General features: G+C 56.0%; 13 protein-coding genes. 4 read left to right on the forward strand and 9 right to left on the reverse strand.

All coding sequences use genetic code 11. The features are described from left to right. Positions 1 to 234: 234 nt before the first annotated feature. A complete protein-coding gene (amt, locus tag CEE69_RS17960; protein WP_233215360.1) occupies positions 235 to 2,913 on the forward strand; it encodes an ammonium transporter in 2,679 nt (892 codons plus the stop codon). A gap of 23 nt (positions 2,914 to 2,936) precedes the next feature. Here the strand turns inward: amt and thrC are convergent, their stop codons facing one another. Both thrC and CEE69_RS17970 read right to left on the reverse strand, forming a co-directional pair. Then, positions 2,937 to 4,307, reverse strand: coding sequence for a threonine synthase (gene thrC, locus CEE69_RS17965; RefSeq protein WP_099262010.1), 1,371 nt, complete (start codon positions 4,305 to 4,307; stop codon positions 2,937 to 2,939). Positions 4,308 to 4,467: 160 nt separating this feature from the next. Beyond that, entirely contained in the window at positions 4,468 to 4,968 is a 501-nt protein-coding gene (locus CEE69_RS17970; RefSeq protein WP_099262011.1) for a hypothetical protein, read from the reverse strand. A gap of 275 nt (positions 4,969 to 5,243) precedes the next feature. On the opposite strand from CEE69_RS17970, the gene CEE69_RS17975 reads away from it, so the two are divergent. Together CEE69_RS17975 and CEE69_RS17980 are read left to right on the forward strand one after the other, a co-directional pair. Further along, entirely contained in the window at positions 5,244 to 6,335 is a 1,092-nt protein-coding gene (locus CEE69_RS17975; protein WP_099262012.1) for a substrate-binding domain-containing protein, read from the forward strand. A 213-nt stretch (positions 6,336 to 6,548) separates the two neighbouring features. Further along, positions 6,549 to 6,746 carry a hypothetical protein gene (locus CEE69_RS17980; protein WP_233215361.1) on the forward strand — a complete coding sequence of 66 codons (198 nt, stop codon included), beginning with the start codon at positions 6,549 to 6,551 and terminating at the stop codon, positions 6,744 to 6,746. A gap of 6 nt (positions 6,747 to 6,752) precedes the next feature. Here CEE69_RS17980 and CEE69_RS17985 read toward each other — a convergent pair whose 3' ends face one another. After that, positions 6,753 to 7,511, reverse strand: coding sequence for a metallophosphoesterase family protein (locus tag CEE69_RS17985; protein WP_099262014.1), 759 nt, complete (start codon positions 7,509 to 7,511; stop codon positions 6,753 to 6,755). A gap of 4 nt (positions 7,512 to 7,515) precedes the next feature. Continuing rightward, positions 7,516 to 8,274: a metallophosphoesterase family protein gene (locus CEE69_RS17990; RefSeq protein ID WP_099262015.1), complete on the reverse strand. Its 759-nt coding sequence runs from the start codon at positions 8,272 to 8,274 to the stop codon at positions 7,516 to 7,518. Between the two features lie 108 nt (positions 8,275 to 8,382). Here CEE69_RS17990 and tsaB point away from each other — a divergent pair, with 108 nt between their 5' ends. After that, a complete protein-coding gene (tsaB, locus tag CEE69_RS17995; protein ID WP_099262016.1) occupies positions 8,383 to 9,204 on the forward strand; it encodes a tRNA (adenosine(37)-N6)-threonylcarbamoyltransferase complex dimerization subunit type 1 TsaB in 822 nt (273 codons plus the stop codon). Positions 9,205 to 9,248: 44 nt separating this feature from the next. Here the strand turns inward: tsaB and CEE69_RS18000 are convergent, their stop codons facing one another. The 5 genes from CEE69_RS18000 to CEE69_RS18025 form a co-directional block, all read right to left on the reverse strand. Then, positions 9,249 to 10,886 (reverse strand): BamA/OMP85 family outer membrane protein, encoded by a 1,638-nt coding sequence (locus CEE69_RS18000; RefSeq protein WP_099262017.1) that lies wholly within the window; start codon positions 10,884 to 10,886, stop codon positions 9,249 to 9,251. Next, complete coding sequence (locus CEE69_RS18005) at positions 10,883 to 12,340, reverse strand: BamA/OMP85 family outer membrane protein (RefSeq protein WP_099262018.1); 1,458 nt, start codon at positions 12,338 to 12,340, stop codon at positions 10,883 to 10,885. The genes CEE69_RS18000 and CEE69_RS18005 overlap by 4 nt, the downstream gene beginning before the upstream one ends. 270 nt (positions 12,341 to 12,610) lie before the next feature. After that, positions 12,611 to 13,450, reverse strand: a complete 840-nt coding sequence (locus CEE69_RS18015; protein WP_099262020.1) for a hypothetical protein — start codon at positions 13,448 to 13,450, stop codon at positions 12,611 to 12,613. 111 nt (positions 13,451 to 13,561) lie between these two features. Next, positions 13,562 to 14,416 carry a phosphoenolpyruvate hydrolase family protein gene (locus CEE69_RS18020; RefSeq protein WP_099262021.1) on the reverse strand — a complete coding sequence of 285 codons (855 nt, stop codon included), beginning with the start codon at positions 14,414 to 14,416 and terminating at the stop codon, positions 13,562 to 13,564. Positions 14,417 to 14,453: 37 nt separating this feature from the next. Continuing rightward, positions 14,454 to 15,686, reverse strand: a complete 1,233-nt coding sequence (locus tag CEE69_RS18025) for a Tm-1-like ATP-binding domain-containing protein (protein WP_099262022.1) — start codon at positions 15,684 to 15,686, stop codon at positions 14,454 to 14,456. Positions 15,687 to 15,689 lie beyond the last annotated feature (3 nt).

Here is a 15,689-nt window from a genome sequence, read left to right on the forward strand (position 1 = left end):
TGCGGTAAGTCATTGCGGCGGTCAGCAGATTTCGCTTTGGACTCTAGTTCAATCCCTACGACCGGTAGAGAGTGACGGGGGGCTTTGAAGAGGCATAGGGTTTTTCCTCTGACCTTGGAGAGTCGTTGCTATTGCGCACCAAGCTTCCATCGGCGGCGGGTCAGGGACTTGTCCGTCAAATTGGGACGCAGGGCGGATTTGCGTCAGGGCTGAAGATCAGGTTTGACGGACAATATGATGGCTTTCGAGTTAGATTCCAGGTTGCTGCTTTCTTATCCGCTGGGCGACGCCACCCAAGACATGGGGCACCAACCAGACTGGTTGCTTTTGTGTGCGGTGATCGTGCTGCTGATGCAAGCCGGTTTCATGTGTGTGGAATCGGGGCTCGTCCGTGAAAAGAACTCGATCAGTGTTGCTGTGAAGAACCTGGCGGACCTGCTTGTCTCGGTCGCCTCATTTTGGGTGATCGGATTCTCGATCATGTTTGGCTCCACGGTCTTGGGGCTGTTTGGCGTCGGACTTTGGTTGCCGGACTTTGCATCTTCGGATTCGTTGGCTGCCTTTTTTGTATTCCAAGCCGTCTTCTGCGGGACCGCGACGACGATCGTCTCCGGCGCAGTCGCAGAACGAATGCGGTTTCACGGGTACCTAATTTCGTGCGTTTGCATTTCTGCGTTGATCTATCCCATCGTCGGTCATTGGGTTTGGGCGAGCGGGATCAACGGCATGTCGGCCGGTTGGCTCGAAGCATTGGGTTTTCGAGACTTTGCCGGCAGCACGGTCGTGCACAGCGTCGGTGGTTGGGCGGCACTGGCGAGTTGCATCGTCATTGGCCCACGAATGGGCCGGTTTCAGAAAAGCGGTCCGCCTCGAGAGATTCAACCCAGTAATCTCACGCTTGCGTATCTTGGTGCCTTCATCCTCTTCTTCGGCTGGTTTGGATTCAATTGCGGGAGCACCTTCAAAGCCAGTAGTGAAATCGCTCCTGTTGCCGTCAATACGTTGTTGGGAGCCTGCTTTGGTGGTCTAGCTGCGATGTTGCTGTCATCGTTTCGCGAAGGTGTGCCTGATCCACGTTCCATCATCAACGGTTTGCTCGGCGGCTTGGTCGGGATCACCGCATCAGGCAGCATGATCGATCCGAAGTCAGCCGCACTGATTGGGGCGGTCTCAGGGGTGGTCGTGTTGTTGGCTGATCTGTTGTTGATTCGCTTGAAAGTTGACGATGCTGTGGGCGCGATCGCGGTGCATGGATTTTGTGGAGCGTGGGGAACGATCGCACTGGCACTGTTCATTCGCGCTGACGAGCTGGCTCCTGGCCTATCACGTTGGGACTTCTTGGCGGTGCAAGCCTTCGGAGTTCTCGCGACGTTTGGGTTTGTTTTCGTTGGCACCTATCTGCTGCTGCGAACAGTCGGCGTGTTTTATCAACTACGAGTTGATCCCGAGACGGAGCGATTGGGTCTCAACGTCGCTGAGCACAAAGCGTCGAGTCGTCTGCTGGACTTGGCGGTCAGCATGGACGCCGCATCAAGAATGCGAAAGCTCGATCCATCCTGCAAAGTGCAACCTGAATACGGCACTGCCATCGGTGACTTGGTTGATAGCTACAACAAAATGGTCGACCACATTTGCGATGATCAATCCGCGTTGGCGGAAGCGACTGAGCGAGCCGAGTCGCTGACGGCAATCCTTGATGACTCACCGAACGAGATTGTGATTGTTCACGCTGATTCTGGGCAGGTATTCAGCCTCAACCGAGGCGCTCGAACGAACTTGCAGTGGGATGAGGATGAGTTCTCCGAGTTAACTTTTGATTCGATTTTCGAAACAGAGTTCGGAGAGTTGAAGCAATTCCGGCTATCAGCATTCGACGATCAAACCGGCTTCACTCAACAATCAGCGACCGCGGTTCGGAAGGACGGTTCAACTTACCCCGCATCGATCAGCGTGCAACATGCCGAGTTCTTGGGGAATGAAGTGTTGGTTGTGTTGGCAGTTGATATGACCAGCCAAGCGGATTTGAAGGAGCGATTGCACGCTGCTGAGAAGATGGAAGCGGTCGGTCAATTGGCGGCAGGGATCGCACATGAGATCAATACCCCGCTTCAGTGTATGTCGGGCAACATCGAATTCTTGCAAGACTTCCAAGAAAACGTGCAGAAAACACTTCAGCTTCTCGCGGAAAACAAATCCGACGATGCGGAGATTCAAGAAATTACCAACAAGCTGAACAGCGATCGATGGAAGAGGTTGCTGGGCGAAAGTGATGCGGCAATCGCTGACACGCAGGAGTCGATCAGCCGCGTTGTGCAGATCGTCGGAGCAATGAGAGTGCTGTCTCATCCCGGGCAGTCTGGCAAAGCAAACACCAGCGTGAATGAAGTCTTACGAAACTCCGTCGCGATTTCACGTGGGCGTTGGAAATACGCTGCTGAGATGGAGTTGGAACTGTGCGAGGCGGAACCCAACATCGACTGTCACGCAAATGAACTTTCGCAAGTGTTTTGCAATTTGTTCGTCAACGCGGCGGATGCGATTGGCGAGAAGAGCGAGGTTTCGTCGTCCAGTGAACTCGGACGCATCTCGGTGACATCGTCGCTCAAAGATGATGGGGTATTGATCACCGTCGGCGACACAGGCAACGGCATGCCGGAATCCGTTCGTCGCCGATGCTTTGACCAGTTCTACACCACGAAGCCAGTTGGAAAAGGCACCGGTCAAGGGCTCTCCATCGCGTATCAAATCATTGTGAAAAGACACGGTGGCACCATCGATATCGCCTCAGAAGACGGCGTTGGAACGGAGTTTCAGATTTGGGTGCCAACCGATGACTCGGACAAAGCTGTCGAGCGAACGGCAAAGTCGAGCAAGATGCCGCGTGAGCAAGCGGTGGGTGTCACCGCTGTGTGATGTTTCGCAGCGAGTTCGCTGAATCAGCCGTTGTGCTGTTCGAGGCGTCGGGCGATTTCGTCTTTGACAGCGCTGGCGTCGGCGGGCAAATGGACCGCTGGGTTGGCATGTTTGCTGTCGATGCCATCCAAAGTTGACTCGTGATAGCCGACTTTGAAATCGGTGAACTTCAGCCCGTGTGCGGTGCTGATGACGACGGTCTTGTCTTTCGAAGAGATCTCGCCTCGATCGATCAATTTCTTTAGCACGGCCAAGGCGACGCCGGTGTGAGGGCAAGTGAACATGCCAGTCAAATCGGCGGTTGCGGAAGCTTCCGCCAATTCATTTTCGGTGGCTTGTTCGACAATGCCGTTGGTCTCTTGGACGGCTTTGACCGCTTTCGCGTAGCTGACCGGATCACCAATGCGAATTGCGTTCGCAAGTGTGTCTTGAGCTGTGACGCTGACCTTTTCAGCAAAGCCATTCTTGTAGGCAGTGTAGAACGGGTTGGCACGCTCCGCTTGAGCGGCGACGAGGCGCGGCATGCGATTGATCAGGCCCAAATCCAGCATCAGCTTGAATCCCTTGTAAAGAGCGCTGATGTTGCCAAGGTTACCAACCGGGATGATGATCCAGTCCGGGACTTCCCATTCGAACTGGCGAACCAATTCGATGCCGACCGTTTTTTGACCTTCGATCCGAAGGCTGTTCATCGAATTGGCCAGATAGATCGAATCATCCTTGGTGACTTCTTGGACAATTTTCATGCAGCCGTCGAAGTCAGTGTCGAGTGCCAACACGTGAGCACCATTGGCAACGGGCTGGATCAACTGAGCCGTGCTGACTTTCCCAGCGGGCAAGAAGATCACAGCAGGGATACCGGCGTAGGCCGCATATGCGGCGAGTGCCGCGCTGGTATCACCGGTGCTGGCACAAGCGACCGCTTTGACGCTGCTTCCTTGGGCCATCATTTGTTTGACGACGCTGACCAGCACCGTCATGCCCAAGTCTTTGAAGCTGCCGGTGTGGCTGTTGCCGCACAGCTTGATCCATAGATCAGGAACGCCCAGTTGATCACCGAGTCGTTCTGCCCAAAACAGGTTTGTGTTTCCCTCGAACATGCTGACGACGTTTTCGTCGGCGAGGGACGGGACGACCCATTCCCGCATGCCCCAGACACCGCTACCAAACGGCCATTTTGAGGTGCTGGCACGCGAATCGAAGAGTTGTTGCCATTGGTAGGCGTTCTTCTTTTTCAGTGGCTCTCGCTCGTGATAGACCTCTAGCAAGCTGCCGCAAGTTGGGCAGGTGTAGATCACATCAAAGATCGAGTGCTTTGCGCTGCAGCCTGAAATACAGCGGAAATAGGTGGATTGGTGATCCACGTCTGGTTTGGACTCGACGGCGAGAGACATGAGGAGATCCTGGTGCGTTGGGAATGTGGGCCGACATTATGGTCACAGCCCACTCACAGGCAAAGGGCGAACCAAAAGAGGCGTGAACTTCGTTTGTCGGCCAGTTTTGGGTCGCTTCGCCACCATTCCACCTCGCGGTCCATCCCGCCAGCAGCTCGGCTCAACGGGACCGGTAGGTTGGCACGCCGTAGTAGCGCGGCACAGTGAAATAGGTTCCGGTTCCAAATTGCACTCCGCCGCCGGGGCCGATTTGCAATCCCGTCCCGCTGACCGATCCGGGGACAAACCCGTATCCATAGCCGCCGTAACCATACCCGTACCCGCCGTACCCATATCCACCGTAGCCTCGGCGATAACTGTATCGACGTGGGGTGTTGTAGTAGTAATTTGTCACCGACCCACGGTTCGAACTGCTTGAGCTCACGGCAGGACGATTGGCGGTGTAATTGTTCTGAGGCAAGCCACCTCGCTGGCCAATGATGGAGCTGCCGCCACGATTGAATCCGTTACTTTGGATCCCATATCGGTATCCCTGCGCGGACGCATCCGAAGCGAAGAGAAACGCTCCCAGCATTCCGATTGCCAAAGTTGCGAGACTCGCGGACGCCCATGCGGGCACGCGATGGTTGGTTGGAGAGAATGTTTTGACGGACGTGTTCATGAGGCACCTGAATGGTTGTTGGGGGAAGAGCTGCGGGAGTCGTTCGCGACGGGATCCACTGAATTTTATGCGTCGCGGAATCGGAAGTCGTGGGAATAAAATGTCTGATCGAGTCACGGCTTCCGCCAAATCTTTCTCCGATTGAACGCGATTTCGCGAACCATTGGGCGGGCTTTCAAGCTTTCGGTATGCCGAAGCATCGCTGCATGGACACCGAGTGACTTTGCTAGACTGGCTGTGTTTCTTCTTCTGGTTCTCGTTCGCGAATGGTCGCTATGACTCGTTATTGGTTGGGATGTCTCGGTCTGGTTCTGGTGCTTGGATGCAGCAAATCTGATTCCAGTTCCTCAGAGAAAGCACAATCGAGCTCCGGCGCGGTGGCGGAAGCTTCCGCGGACGCGACTGGTTTCCCAAGGCAGTGCGGCGATTACACCGTGCTAGGGATTTTGACCGACAACCAAGACAACTCGAAAGCGAAGGAAAACACCGAGACAACATTGCTGCGGCATCCAGATGTGGCTTGCTTGGTCGGGTTGTGGAGCCAGAACACGCCAATGATTCTGGCTGGGCTTCGTAGCAGTGACGCGATTGGAAAAGTCGCCGTGGTTGGTTTCGACGAGCACCCGGACACTTTGGCGGGCATCCGCGATCAGTCCGTGCACGGAACCGTCGTCCAACAACCCTACGCGTTTGGCTTTCGAAGCGTGCAGTGGTTGACGACTCTCGCGAAGGGCGGCGAAATCGATGTGCCAGAGTCGGGAATGATCATCATTCCACACCGATCGATCACCGGTGAAAACGTCAATGAGTTTGCCGCAGACATCGATGCCATCAAATCAGGCAACGGACCGATTTTGTCCGGCGACGAACAGATCGATGGGGCGGGCGTTCGTGTCGCCTACATCACCAATTCCTTGGATCCATTTTGGACTTTGGCCGACGCGGGGTGCAAGCGAGCCGCGGAGCAGTTTGGTTGCGAAGTCGATGTGCAGATGCCTTCGTCAGGTTCAATTGAAGAGCAAAAGCGATTCTTGGAATCCAACGTGGCGGCCAAAGTGGACGGAATCGCGATCAGTCCAATCGATCCCGAAAACCAAGTTGCGATGATCAACGATGCCTGCAAAGCAGCAGCGGTGATTTGCCAGGACAGCGATGCACCCGCTTCGCGACGAAAGTTCTATCTCGGAACCAGCAACTACTTGGCCGGGCGTGCTGCTGGCAAATTGATTCAGGACGCGATTCCCGAAGGCGGCGAAGTGATGCTGTTCGTCGGGAAAATGGAAGTCCTCAACGCGCAGGAACGCAGCCAGGGAATCATGGACGAACTCGCGGGCAAACCAATTCCGGCGATCTTGCAAGGCAACTGATCGGTGGAGTTGGCTGGGTGACGGCCGATGACACTTGCCCGCGCGACCCGCAAAATCGGAATCAGCGTGGACATCGGTGCACGTTCGGCGTGGTTTCCGCGCGCCGATGGGGAGGAATGAGGCGGCTCGAGTCGAAAGATGGCGTAGGTTTGCGTGTCGAGCGAGGGTGTGCTTGGTTCGACGCAACGTGCAAACCTTTTTGCGAGTTTGACCATGAGTGCCATCCCACCAGCCGTTCAGCAGGTTCTGCAAGCGCGCCAAGATGCGACGCAAACGCAGATTGATGTGGCCTTGCTCGGGCAGAATCTGGATGTGCAGAAACAAACCGGCGATGCGATTGTTCAAATGATCGCCGAAGTCGCCGACGTGCAAAAGCAACTTGCCAGCGGTCACATCGACGTCCGCGTCTAGTCTTTCTCAGCGACCTTCGCGAAGACGGTAGCCCAGGAAATTGTCCAGCTCCGCTTCTTTCTCAATCGCCTGGACCGTTCGTTCGATGTCGTATTCGACTCGGCGGAACATCACCAAATCCGGTTCGACAATCGCGTAGCAACTGCGAGGGTCACCGTCTCGTGGTTGACCAACGCTGCCGACATTGATCATCAATTTTGCGTTGGGGTCGGCCAGCGAGTATCCCGTTCCGGTGTCCGCGGGACGAACGAAACGTTGTTCCATGGTGAAAACGCCGGGAACGTGCGTGTGCCCTTGGAAGCAAACTCGTGGGACGAGCGAAAAGAGCTTTTCCATCTTCTTGGTGTTCTGGGCGTCTTCAGGGAAGACGTATTCGTTCGTTGGTCCACGGGGCGAACCATGAACGAACAACCAATGATCTTCGCGAACCGTGCGTGGCAAGCCACACAGGTATTCGATTCGCTTGCGGCTGGCACCGGGATCGTCTCCGGTTTCTTCCAACCGGCTGCGGGTCCAGAAAATCGCTTGTTCAGCCGCGACGTTGAAACCTTCTGGGTCAAACAGCGAGCTGCTGTCGTGGTTGCCCAAAACGCAGAAGTCAAAACCCATCACGGTGTCGAGGCAGGCACAGGGTTCCGGGCCATAGCCGACCACGTCGCCCAAGCAGACGATGCGGTCCACCTTTTGTGATTCGACATCCGCCAAGACGGCTTCGAGTGCGGACAGGTTTCCGTGGATGTCGCTAAGAATGGCTGTACGTGTCACCCGATCAATGTCCTCGCTTCAGTCGATCGCCGAGTGCATCGTCCAGATCGAGTTGTGCGTAAATTTTCTGAGCTGTCTGTTCGAAATCGTATTCGACCCGGCGATAGGTCACCGTTTTGGCATCGGTGTCCAAGATGATGTAGCACGATTGATTGTTCTCGTCCCGCGGTTGCCCAACGCTTCCCACGTTGATCATCAGCTTGTTGTTGCCCAATGCATATGTGTGATCACATTCGTCCGGCGTGACGAATTCACATTCGGTGGTGAACACGCCTGGCAAGTGCGTGTGTCCCATGAAGCAGTACTGATCGATTTTGCCGAACAAGATTTCCATCTTGCGGGCGTCGTACATGTACTCAGGGAAGACGTATTCATTGGTTGGGTCGCGAGGCGAACCGTGGACGAATTTATAGTCGCCGTCCTCGATGAACCGTGGCAGTTCCCCGAGGAAGTCCCACCGGGCGTTGACTTGGGCGGGGCCGCCTTTGCCACTATCCAGCTCGTCGCGAGTCCAGTAGATCGCGCGGAGGGCCATGGGGTTGAACCCGTCGGGGTCAAACAAAGCCGCCTGGTCGTGGTTGCCCAAGATGGTGTGTTTGCACCGCCGCATCACCAGATCCAGACACTCGCACGGATTGGGTCCGTACCCAATGATATCGCCCAAGCATATGACTTCTTGGACACCGACCGAGTCGATGTCTTGCAGAACCGCTTGCAGCGCTTCGAGGTTCCCGTGGATGTCGCTGATCAACGCTCGCTTCACAAAATTCCTCGGTCACCTCACCTGGATGCTAAACCTGCCGGGTGTCATTGTAGTCTGGACTAAATTTGCACGACAATCCCACGCAATTGACTCCACGAGTTCTCGAACATGACCTCCCAGACCGAATCTGACAGCCCACGACCGGTCATCGGATTGGCTTTGGAAGTCATCGGGCGAGAGGGATCGGTGGCGTTGATATGCGATGGTGAAGTCGCTCAAACGGACGACCTGCCCGGCGACGTTCGTGCGACCGCATCGCTGACCCCGGCGTTGCAATCGTTGCTGTTGAAGTTCAATCCAGCTGATTCGAATGCTCAGATCAACCCAGTTGAATCGGCCGCCGCAACGCGAGCCAGCCGGCCCGACTTCATCGCGGTCGCCGATGGTCCGGGATCATTCACCGGTTTGCGCATCGCCGCATCCACGGCGAAAACTTTGGCCTATGCATGGGGAATCCCCGTGGTGACCTCGGATTCGCTGTCCGTTTTGGCAGCTGCAATTTTGCCCCCAGGAATTTCACGCTCCGGCGGTCCCGGTGTTGACTTGCCGGATCCAGGCCAGCGATTGATCGTTGGGTTGGACGCCTATCGAGGTCAGACGTTTGTCGGATCCTTTGAAGCAACCGACTCAGGATGGCAATCCGTCCGAGAAGTCGAGTTGATGGATCGAGCCGAATGGTTGGCAGCCTTGGAATCGGCCTCGCCCGGAACCTGGGTCACGGGAGATGCAATCAAACCGGGCCTGCCGACGGAACATTTGCAGCCGGTCGGAAGGAAGCAAACTTTGGCTTCCGCTTTAGCCGGACATTCTCACCAAAAGTTTTTGGTGGGCCAAACCACCGATCCGATGGAAGTGTTGCCAAAGTACTTTCGACCGAGTGCGGCCGAAGAGAAGGCCGCGTCCAGCCGAACCGGTTCGGCGAAAGGCTGATTGGTTGCCCTGCTTTCTGACCGCCCGGAAAGTCGATCAGGTGATTAGCGGATCGCACTCATGTAGAAGCTGAAGATTCGCTCATCATCGGTGTCAGCCATTGCGACTGGAAACGCGAAGTCGAACGCCAGCGGCGCCGGGCCGAGCATCGGGATCGCAACGCGAAGACCGAAACCGGGCGCGACTCGGAAGTTGTCCGCATCGATCTCGATGTCTTGTTCGACCGTTCCAAAATCCACAAACGCAACGCCTCGAAAAGCGTCGTCCGCCGTCAGTGGGAACATGTATTCGACCGAGTTCAACCATTGGAACTGGCCACCGACTTCGACGCCATTGATGACGGGGCTGGCACCACGGAAATCGAAACCACGTAGCGTTGCGTAACCACCGGCGAAGTAGTTCTCAAAGATGGGAGTTTCGTCGCCGCTGAATCCGAGCTGAACGCTGTACGAAAGCGTCTGCTTTCCGGAACCATCAGCACGTTCGCGAAGCAACCAGTATTTGCGGTACTCGGCTTCGAAGGTGGAGTATTCGTAGTCGCCGAAGGTTTGTTCGAAGCTCAGTTCAAAGTAGTGACCGCGACTGGGTTGCAGTGGGCTGTTGCGTGTGTCGTGGATCAATGATGCCATGCCGCTGAACAGAGCATTGTCGCCAAGCACCGCATTCAGTTCGGGAACGGTGTTGACTCGCGGGTCAGTGATCTCAACATTCTGTCCGCTCATCCCGAGTGAGACGGAAAGGTCGGGCGTCACGCGGTAACCAAAGCTGGCTCGACCACCGAGGCGGTTTTCGTCCCAGTCGTCAAAATTGCGGTCGTACAAGAAACCGCTCAGCGACATGCTGATCGGCAAGTAGCCCAGCAAGTTTGGGTCAGCAAATTGGGCTGTGTAACGCTGGTAATCGCTGCCGGGGGCCGCTTCCACTCGAAACGTTTGGCCTGCACCACGAAACGCGGTTCCGCTGAACAGATCGCCAAACGAGGTCGGCCAACGACTGATGTCAAAGTTGCGTTCATCGATCGTGACTTGGCCGGTGACTCCAGCGTCACTGTTGACTGCTCCGCCGAACATCAAACGTCCCGTCCGAGCGGGGTAACCTTGAATGATCAGATCGGCTTCGCGAACGGTGGGTTGGCTGACGACCGGTGGTGCCAAACTGGTGGAGGATGGAAAACTGCCCTGCAATGGTCCGGGCAAAGTTCCGCCTTGGTAAACATCACCTTGGTAAGTGCCACCTTGATAAGTTGTCGCGGGAACAGCGCCGTTTCCGCCATAGGTTGGTGCGGCGTAGGGATTGCCGGCGGCGGGTGCGGCAGCGGACGTTGCCGGAGCAGTTGTCCCGGGAGCACCGTACGCGGACGGGCCGCCATAGACCGATTGCCCGTAGGTTGTCGTGGCGGGGGCCGGCGGTGGCGCACCGTAGGACGAGGGTGGAGCCGGTGGCGGGTATGCCGTTTGCGCGACCCCTGCCGAAGGCGAGAGGAAGTGGGACGACAAAGCAATCAACGCGGACGCCGAGACGCGAGTCAGCAGCGAACGATTGATATCATCGATCCAGCGCGATGCCGTGTGATGCTTCGAGTTTGGCGAAGCATCGGGTTCAGAAGATTGGGTCACAGCACGCATCCATGACTTGAAGCGAGACTCGAGCGGGAGTGAATTCATTGTTGTTTTGGAGGTCATCTCAGCGATCCCTCCAACGGCTTCACGATGATGTCCGGCGGTTCAGCGATCGTTGGATTGGTTTCCAGCAAATTGCTGCGTTCAATTCGGTTGCGGCCGGTTTCTAAGTCGCGTCGGTCGATGTAGTCACCTTCTCGCATTTCGATCAGGTTCAGCATCGTGGTCTCTCGCATGAGGTGAGGTTCCCCATCGATTTCCACGCGAATGCTGTTCACTTTCCAGCGATCGCCTTCGGTGATCTCGTAAACCAAATCGACGATGCCGTTCTCGTCTCGCATGATCGTCTTTGGATTGACCTCGGCGTAGATGAAGCCCAGTTCACCGTAGCCGTAAACGATCTCGCCGATGTCCTTTCGCATCTTGGTGCCGCTGAAGACATCGTTGGATTTCAATTCGAGACGTCTTCGAAGTGATTCCTCAGTCACGTACTCGTTGCCAACGATTTGGACGTCACCGATGCTGAATCGCGGCCCTTCGTTGACCACAAACACGATCGTCAGCCATTTGCCGGTTCGGTCGTATTCAATTCGGCGTCCAACCGTCGCGGTCAGAAAGCCAAGGTTGTGGTAGTACGATGCCAGCACGTTGACGTCGGCGTCGATCTTTTTCATGTCCGCCACATTTCCGATGTAGCTCATGATGCCCATCATCGGACCGCGGCTTTGAATGACCTTCTTCAAACGCGATTCACTGACGATCGAAGCGCCTTCGATACGAATGTCGTCGATACGTTCTTTCGGGCCTTCATTGATCCGAAAGACGACCGCGTTGGAATCACCGGGCAGACCGATGGACGCTACAATTGAGACTTGGTTGAAGCCTTCTTCGTGGTAGTAGTCGATCAATCGACGTTTGCCGGTTTCGATCGCAAATTCGCTGAGTGGATCGCCTTCGGCGATTCCTGAACGTCCCGACAATTCGCGGCCGTTCATCGCGTAGTCACCGTGGTAAATGACCTTCGACACCATCGCTCGTTCGCGAACGTAGAAGGTGACCAACACGCTCTTCTGTGTTACGCTGCCGTTGGAGCCAGGGGCCGGCGTGACGCGTTCTTCCGTTTGAAAGGTGACGTGATCGAAGGATCCCATGTCGTTCAAACGACCGATGTCGGACAGCACAGTTTCTTCGCTGTAGAAACGACCTTTGCGGGTTTGCAATTCCGCCAAGATGTCGGTGGAGCTGATGACTTGGTTGCCAACCAGTTGGACTGCGGCAACAACAACATCGCCTTCTTCGCGACGCAGTGCCATGCCGTCACGGTTGTGGATGTGGTCGCGAAATTTTGGTTTGGTTGCGGCTGCGGGCGCTTGAGCTTGGCCGCCACCCATGCCACCACCACCGCCGCCAAATTGGGCGTGGAGGATATTTGGTGAGCAGGCGATGGCCAGGCAGCAGACAAAACACGCCAGGAAGCGATGTCTTGAAAGATTGCAGCGGTTGAATCGAGACGGCATGAGCAGCCATATCCGTGGCACGAGAAACGAGATCTTCCCGTCTCTACCAATGGTTCCGCGGGTGCCACAAGGCGAATACGTCTCTCCCCCCGAACTTCAATCAAGTTTGGGATTTTGTTTCTCTTTGAAAGAGTGTGGTCGCTGGTTTGTCAGCGATTCAAAGAGACGAGAATCACGCGATCGTGAAATCCACCGCTGTGAAACACAACTGTTTCCCGCGTTCGTTTCACGGTCGAAGCACTAGCTGCGAGCTCGTTCCGACGAGGGGCCTCAGGGAGCGTCGTGTTCGATCAGCTTTTGCTGGAACGACTCGAAGAAGCTTCGATCTTTGGCGTACTGATCCGGATCGATCTGGTTCTTGAAGTAGTCCAAGTAGTCGATCCAACGTTGCGTTTCATCGACGAAGGAGTACTCGGGGTCTTCCATTGGATTGACCCAATCAGGATCGCCCGGTTCACGCTGCCCAGTGATTTGGCCTTCGCCGTTGACGACAAAATTCGCTGTCAACACAGGAAGTTTCATTCGCAGTTCGTAAATCGCACGCTCGCCCCAGGACATGCCCGCGGTCGCCTCATTCCAAGCTTCCGTCACCTCAGGCGAAGTGGTGCTGTCGGGAAACCGAATGCCGTTGGCTCTGCCTGACTGTGTGATCCCATCTCGGTTGAGGTCCACTTGTGCGGCGGGTGGGACCAGCAGATTGAGGGCCCCTTCTTCGCTCAACGAATCGACCTGGATTGGATCGGCCAATCGATGGATCGTCTGGACGGTTTCCAGTTCTTCCGCTGGCAGTCCGCGTAGGAAGTCCTTCGGTGTCGCATAGCCGCCTTCGTCGTAGGCCTGGGACATCACGCCGGCGTAGGATTCGCCGAGGGCCGCCGCGTCCTCTTGGCCGCGATAACGCCCAAGTTGTTCGACTCGATACCAATTGGTCCAGGATTGCTGGATCTGTGAATCCAACGGGGTTTCGGTCGAGACCGGTTCGGCGTTTGCATACCCTTCGCGGCCAAAGTTCTCCAGCACCTCGCTGAAGACGCTTTGCACGTTTTGGTCGGCAGCCCGACGATGGTCTTCGAGCGTCATCACTCCGGATTGGCGCGTGTCGATTCGCACTTGAGGGTTCGCTCCATGCAGGCGGGACGTTCCTCACGTGTATCGACCAAGACTCCGGTCTGAGTTTGATGCTTCAGGATGAATTTTCGGAGATTGTCGATCGGGTCGACTTTACCGAGAAAGTTTCAGATCGACGAAGGATCGCACCTGGTTGGTGATAGCACGTTCAGTGGGCAGGCGTTCCATCGAACTCGCGCCATAGAAACCGTCGATCGGACAACGGTCCATGACGTACTGAGCGTCATCCGGTTCTGCGATGGGACCGCCGTGACAAAGCACCAACACATCCGCGCGAACATCGCGAGCCGCGGAGGCAATTGAGTCGACGGCGCGGACACTGTCGTCGAGCGTCATCGCAGTTTGAGCACCGATCGTTCCGGACGTTGTCAGTCCCATGTGAGCGACGATGATGTCAGCTCCCGCGCTCGTCAATTCGCGTGCTTGCTCCGGGTCGAATGCATACGGTGTGGTCAGAAGATCCATTTCATGAGCCGCCGCGATGCATTCGATTTCCAGCTGGAAACTCATGCCCGTTTCTTCCAGGTTGGCTCGGAACGTACCGTCGATCAGCCCCACCGTCGGGAAGTTCTGGATGCCGGCGTACCCAAGCGATTTGAGCTCCTGCAAGAAATGATCTCGCAAGAGAAATGGATCGGTTCCGCAAACGCCCGCCAAAACCGGTGTGTGCTTGACCGCGGTCAGGATTTCGGGCGCCATGCCCTTCACGATCTCGTTGGCGTTCCCATACGGAAGCAACCCCGACAGAGAACCGCGTCCCGCCATTCGGTAACGGCCTGAGTTGTAAACAACGATCAAGTCGATGCCAGCTTCCTCTTCGCATTTGGCAGAGATGCCGGCACCGGCTCCACCGCCGATGATTGGTTTGCCGGCCGCCTGTTTCTCTCGAAATCCGGCCAGAATGGATTCGCGTGTCTGAGTCATGGTGCGTGGTGCTGGATGAGTCATCGATTTGGAAGAGGATCGAATTTCACGCGGTTCCGATTCAAAAACGGTTCCACATCGTTCGAAAAGCGTCCGTCAACGCATTCGCGAATTCCGGATCATTGATGTGATACGGTAAGCGACGAACGGCTCGATTGGGAGTCGTCTCAACGCACCTTTCCAGCTCACTGAAGAGTGCTTCGTCAGCTTTCGGATCAAAGAACGGTTGGCCAGGAGCATCCAACGCCGAGACGCCTTTCTCCGGAATCAGAATCACCACTTCGGCAGTCGAGCGATTGACCTTGTTGGCGATCCAGCGAGCGATTTCGCGGTTCTCTTCCGGTGTTGTTCGCATCAATGTGATTTGCGGGTTGTGAACATGCAGCAATCGATCGCTGAACTTTTCCGGCACGGTGGATCGGGCTCGGAAGTTCACCATGTCCACCGCACCCAAACTCATCACGTAAGGCACTTCCGACTTCAAAATCGCATCGAAACGTGTTGGTCCCGCTGGGAAGATACCGCCGACCACCTCATCGGCAACTTCAGTCGTGGTGATGTCCAAGACACCTCGAATCATTTTCGATTCGACCAATTTGTCCATCGCGCGGCCGCCGGTTCCAGTCGCGTGAAAGACCAACGGATCCAATCCGTCCGCTTCCAGCGACAACCGAACAGCGGTGGCGCACGTCGTTGTGACGCCGAACATGGTCAAGCCAATCGCCGGCCGAACTTTCACCTCTGGAGTTGGGATCGAAACCATTCCCGTCAAAGCGTGGGCCGCGTTGGAGAGGATCTTGGTCGAGACTTGGTTCAGTCCCGCGACATCGACGATTGATGGGAACATCAGAATGTCACTGCCGCCAACAAACGCGGAAACATCGCCACCGCCCACGGTGGAAACCATCAACTTGGGAAGCCCGATCGGCAGAGCTGCCATCGCCGGGCAGATCAATGCCGTTCCGCCGGTGCCTCCCAATCCGATCACACCGGCAACTCGGCCCGATTGATGTTCATGTGAGAGGTAGTGTTGAAGTGCGATGCTCATGGCATCAATGGCTTGGCCGCGATCGTCAACATTCAAAGCGTCGGTGGTCGAATTGCATCGAGCGACCCGCTCTCGCGTGACAGTCGGCTCGATAGTTGGCGGGTCAAGCGTTCCGACATCGACCGTTGCGACGGACAACCCTTGAGCCCGCAACTGCTCCGCCACGAAACTCAGTTCTTCGCCTTTGGTGTCCATGGTTGCGATTGCAAAAACCATCGGGACGGAATCAGAGTCGGTCGGTTGCATGAT

It is taken from the genome of Rhodopirellula bahusiensis (assembly GCF_002727185.1).
GTDB lineage: Bacteria > Planctomycetota > Planctomycetia > Pirellulales > Pirellulaceae > Rhodopirellula > Rhodopirellula bahusiensis.

Excerpts from the sequence above, each read along its gene's own strand:
- thrC (WP_099262010.1), bottom strand. The coding sequence starts at position 4,307 with ATGTCTCTCGCCGTCGAGTCCAAACCAGACGTGGATCACCAATCCACC.
- CEE69_RS18000 (WP_099262017.1), bottom strand. The coding sequence starts at position 10,886 with ATGACCTCCAAAACAACAATGAATTCACTCCCGCTCGAGTCTCGCTTC.
- CEE69_RS18025 (WP_099262022.1), bottom strand. The coding sequence starts at position 15,686 with ATGCAACCGACCGACTCTGATTCCGTCCCGATGGTTTTTGCAATCGCA.
- CEE69_RS18005 (WP_099262018.1), bottom strand. The coding sequence starts at position 12,340 with ATGCCGTCTCGATTCAACCGCTGCAATCTTTCAAGACATCGCTTCCTG.
- CEE69_RS17975 (WP_099262012.1), top strand. The coding sequence starts at position 5,244 with ATGACTCGTTATTGGTTGGGATGTCTCGGTCTGGTTCTGGTGCTTGGA.
- CEE69_RS17980 (WP_233215361.1), top strand. The coding sequence starts at position 6,549 with ATGAGTGCCATCCCACCAGCCGTTCAGCAGGTTCTGCAAGCGCGCCAA.
- CEE69_RS17970 (WP_099262011.1), bottom strand. The coding sequence starts at position 4,968 with ATGAACACGTCCGTCAAAACATTCTCTCCAACCAACCATCGCGTGCCC.
- CEE69_RS18020 (WP_099262021.1), bottom strand. The coding sequence starts at position 14,416 with ATGACTCATCCAGCACCACGCACCATGACTCAGACACGCGAATCCATT.
- tsaB (WP_099262016.1), top strand. The coding sequence starts at position 8,383 with ATGACCTCCCAGACCGAATCTGACAGCCCACGACCGGTCATCGGATTG.
- amt (WP_233215360.1), top strand. The coding sequence starts at position 235 with ATGATGGCTTTCGAGTTAGATTCCAGGTTGCTGCTTTCTTATCCGCTG.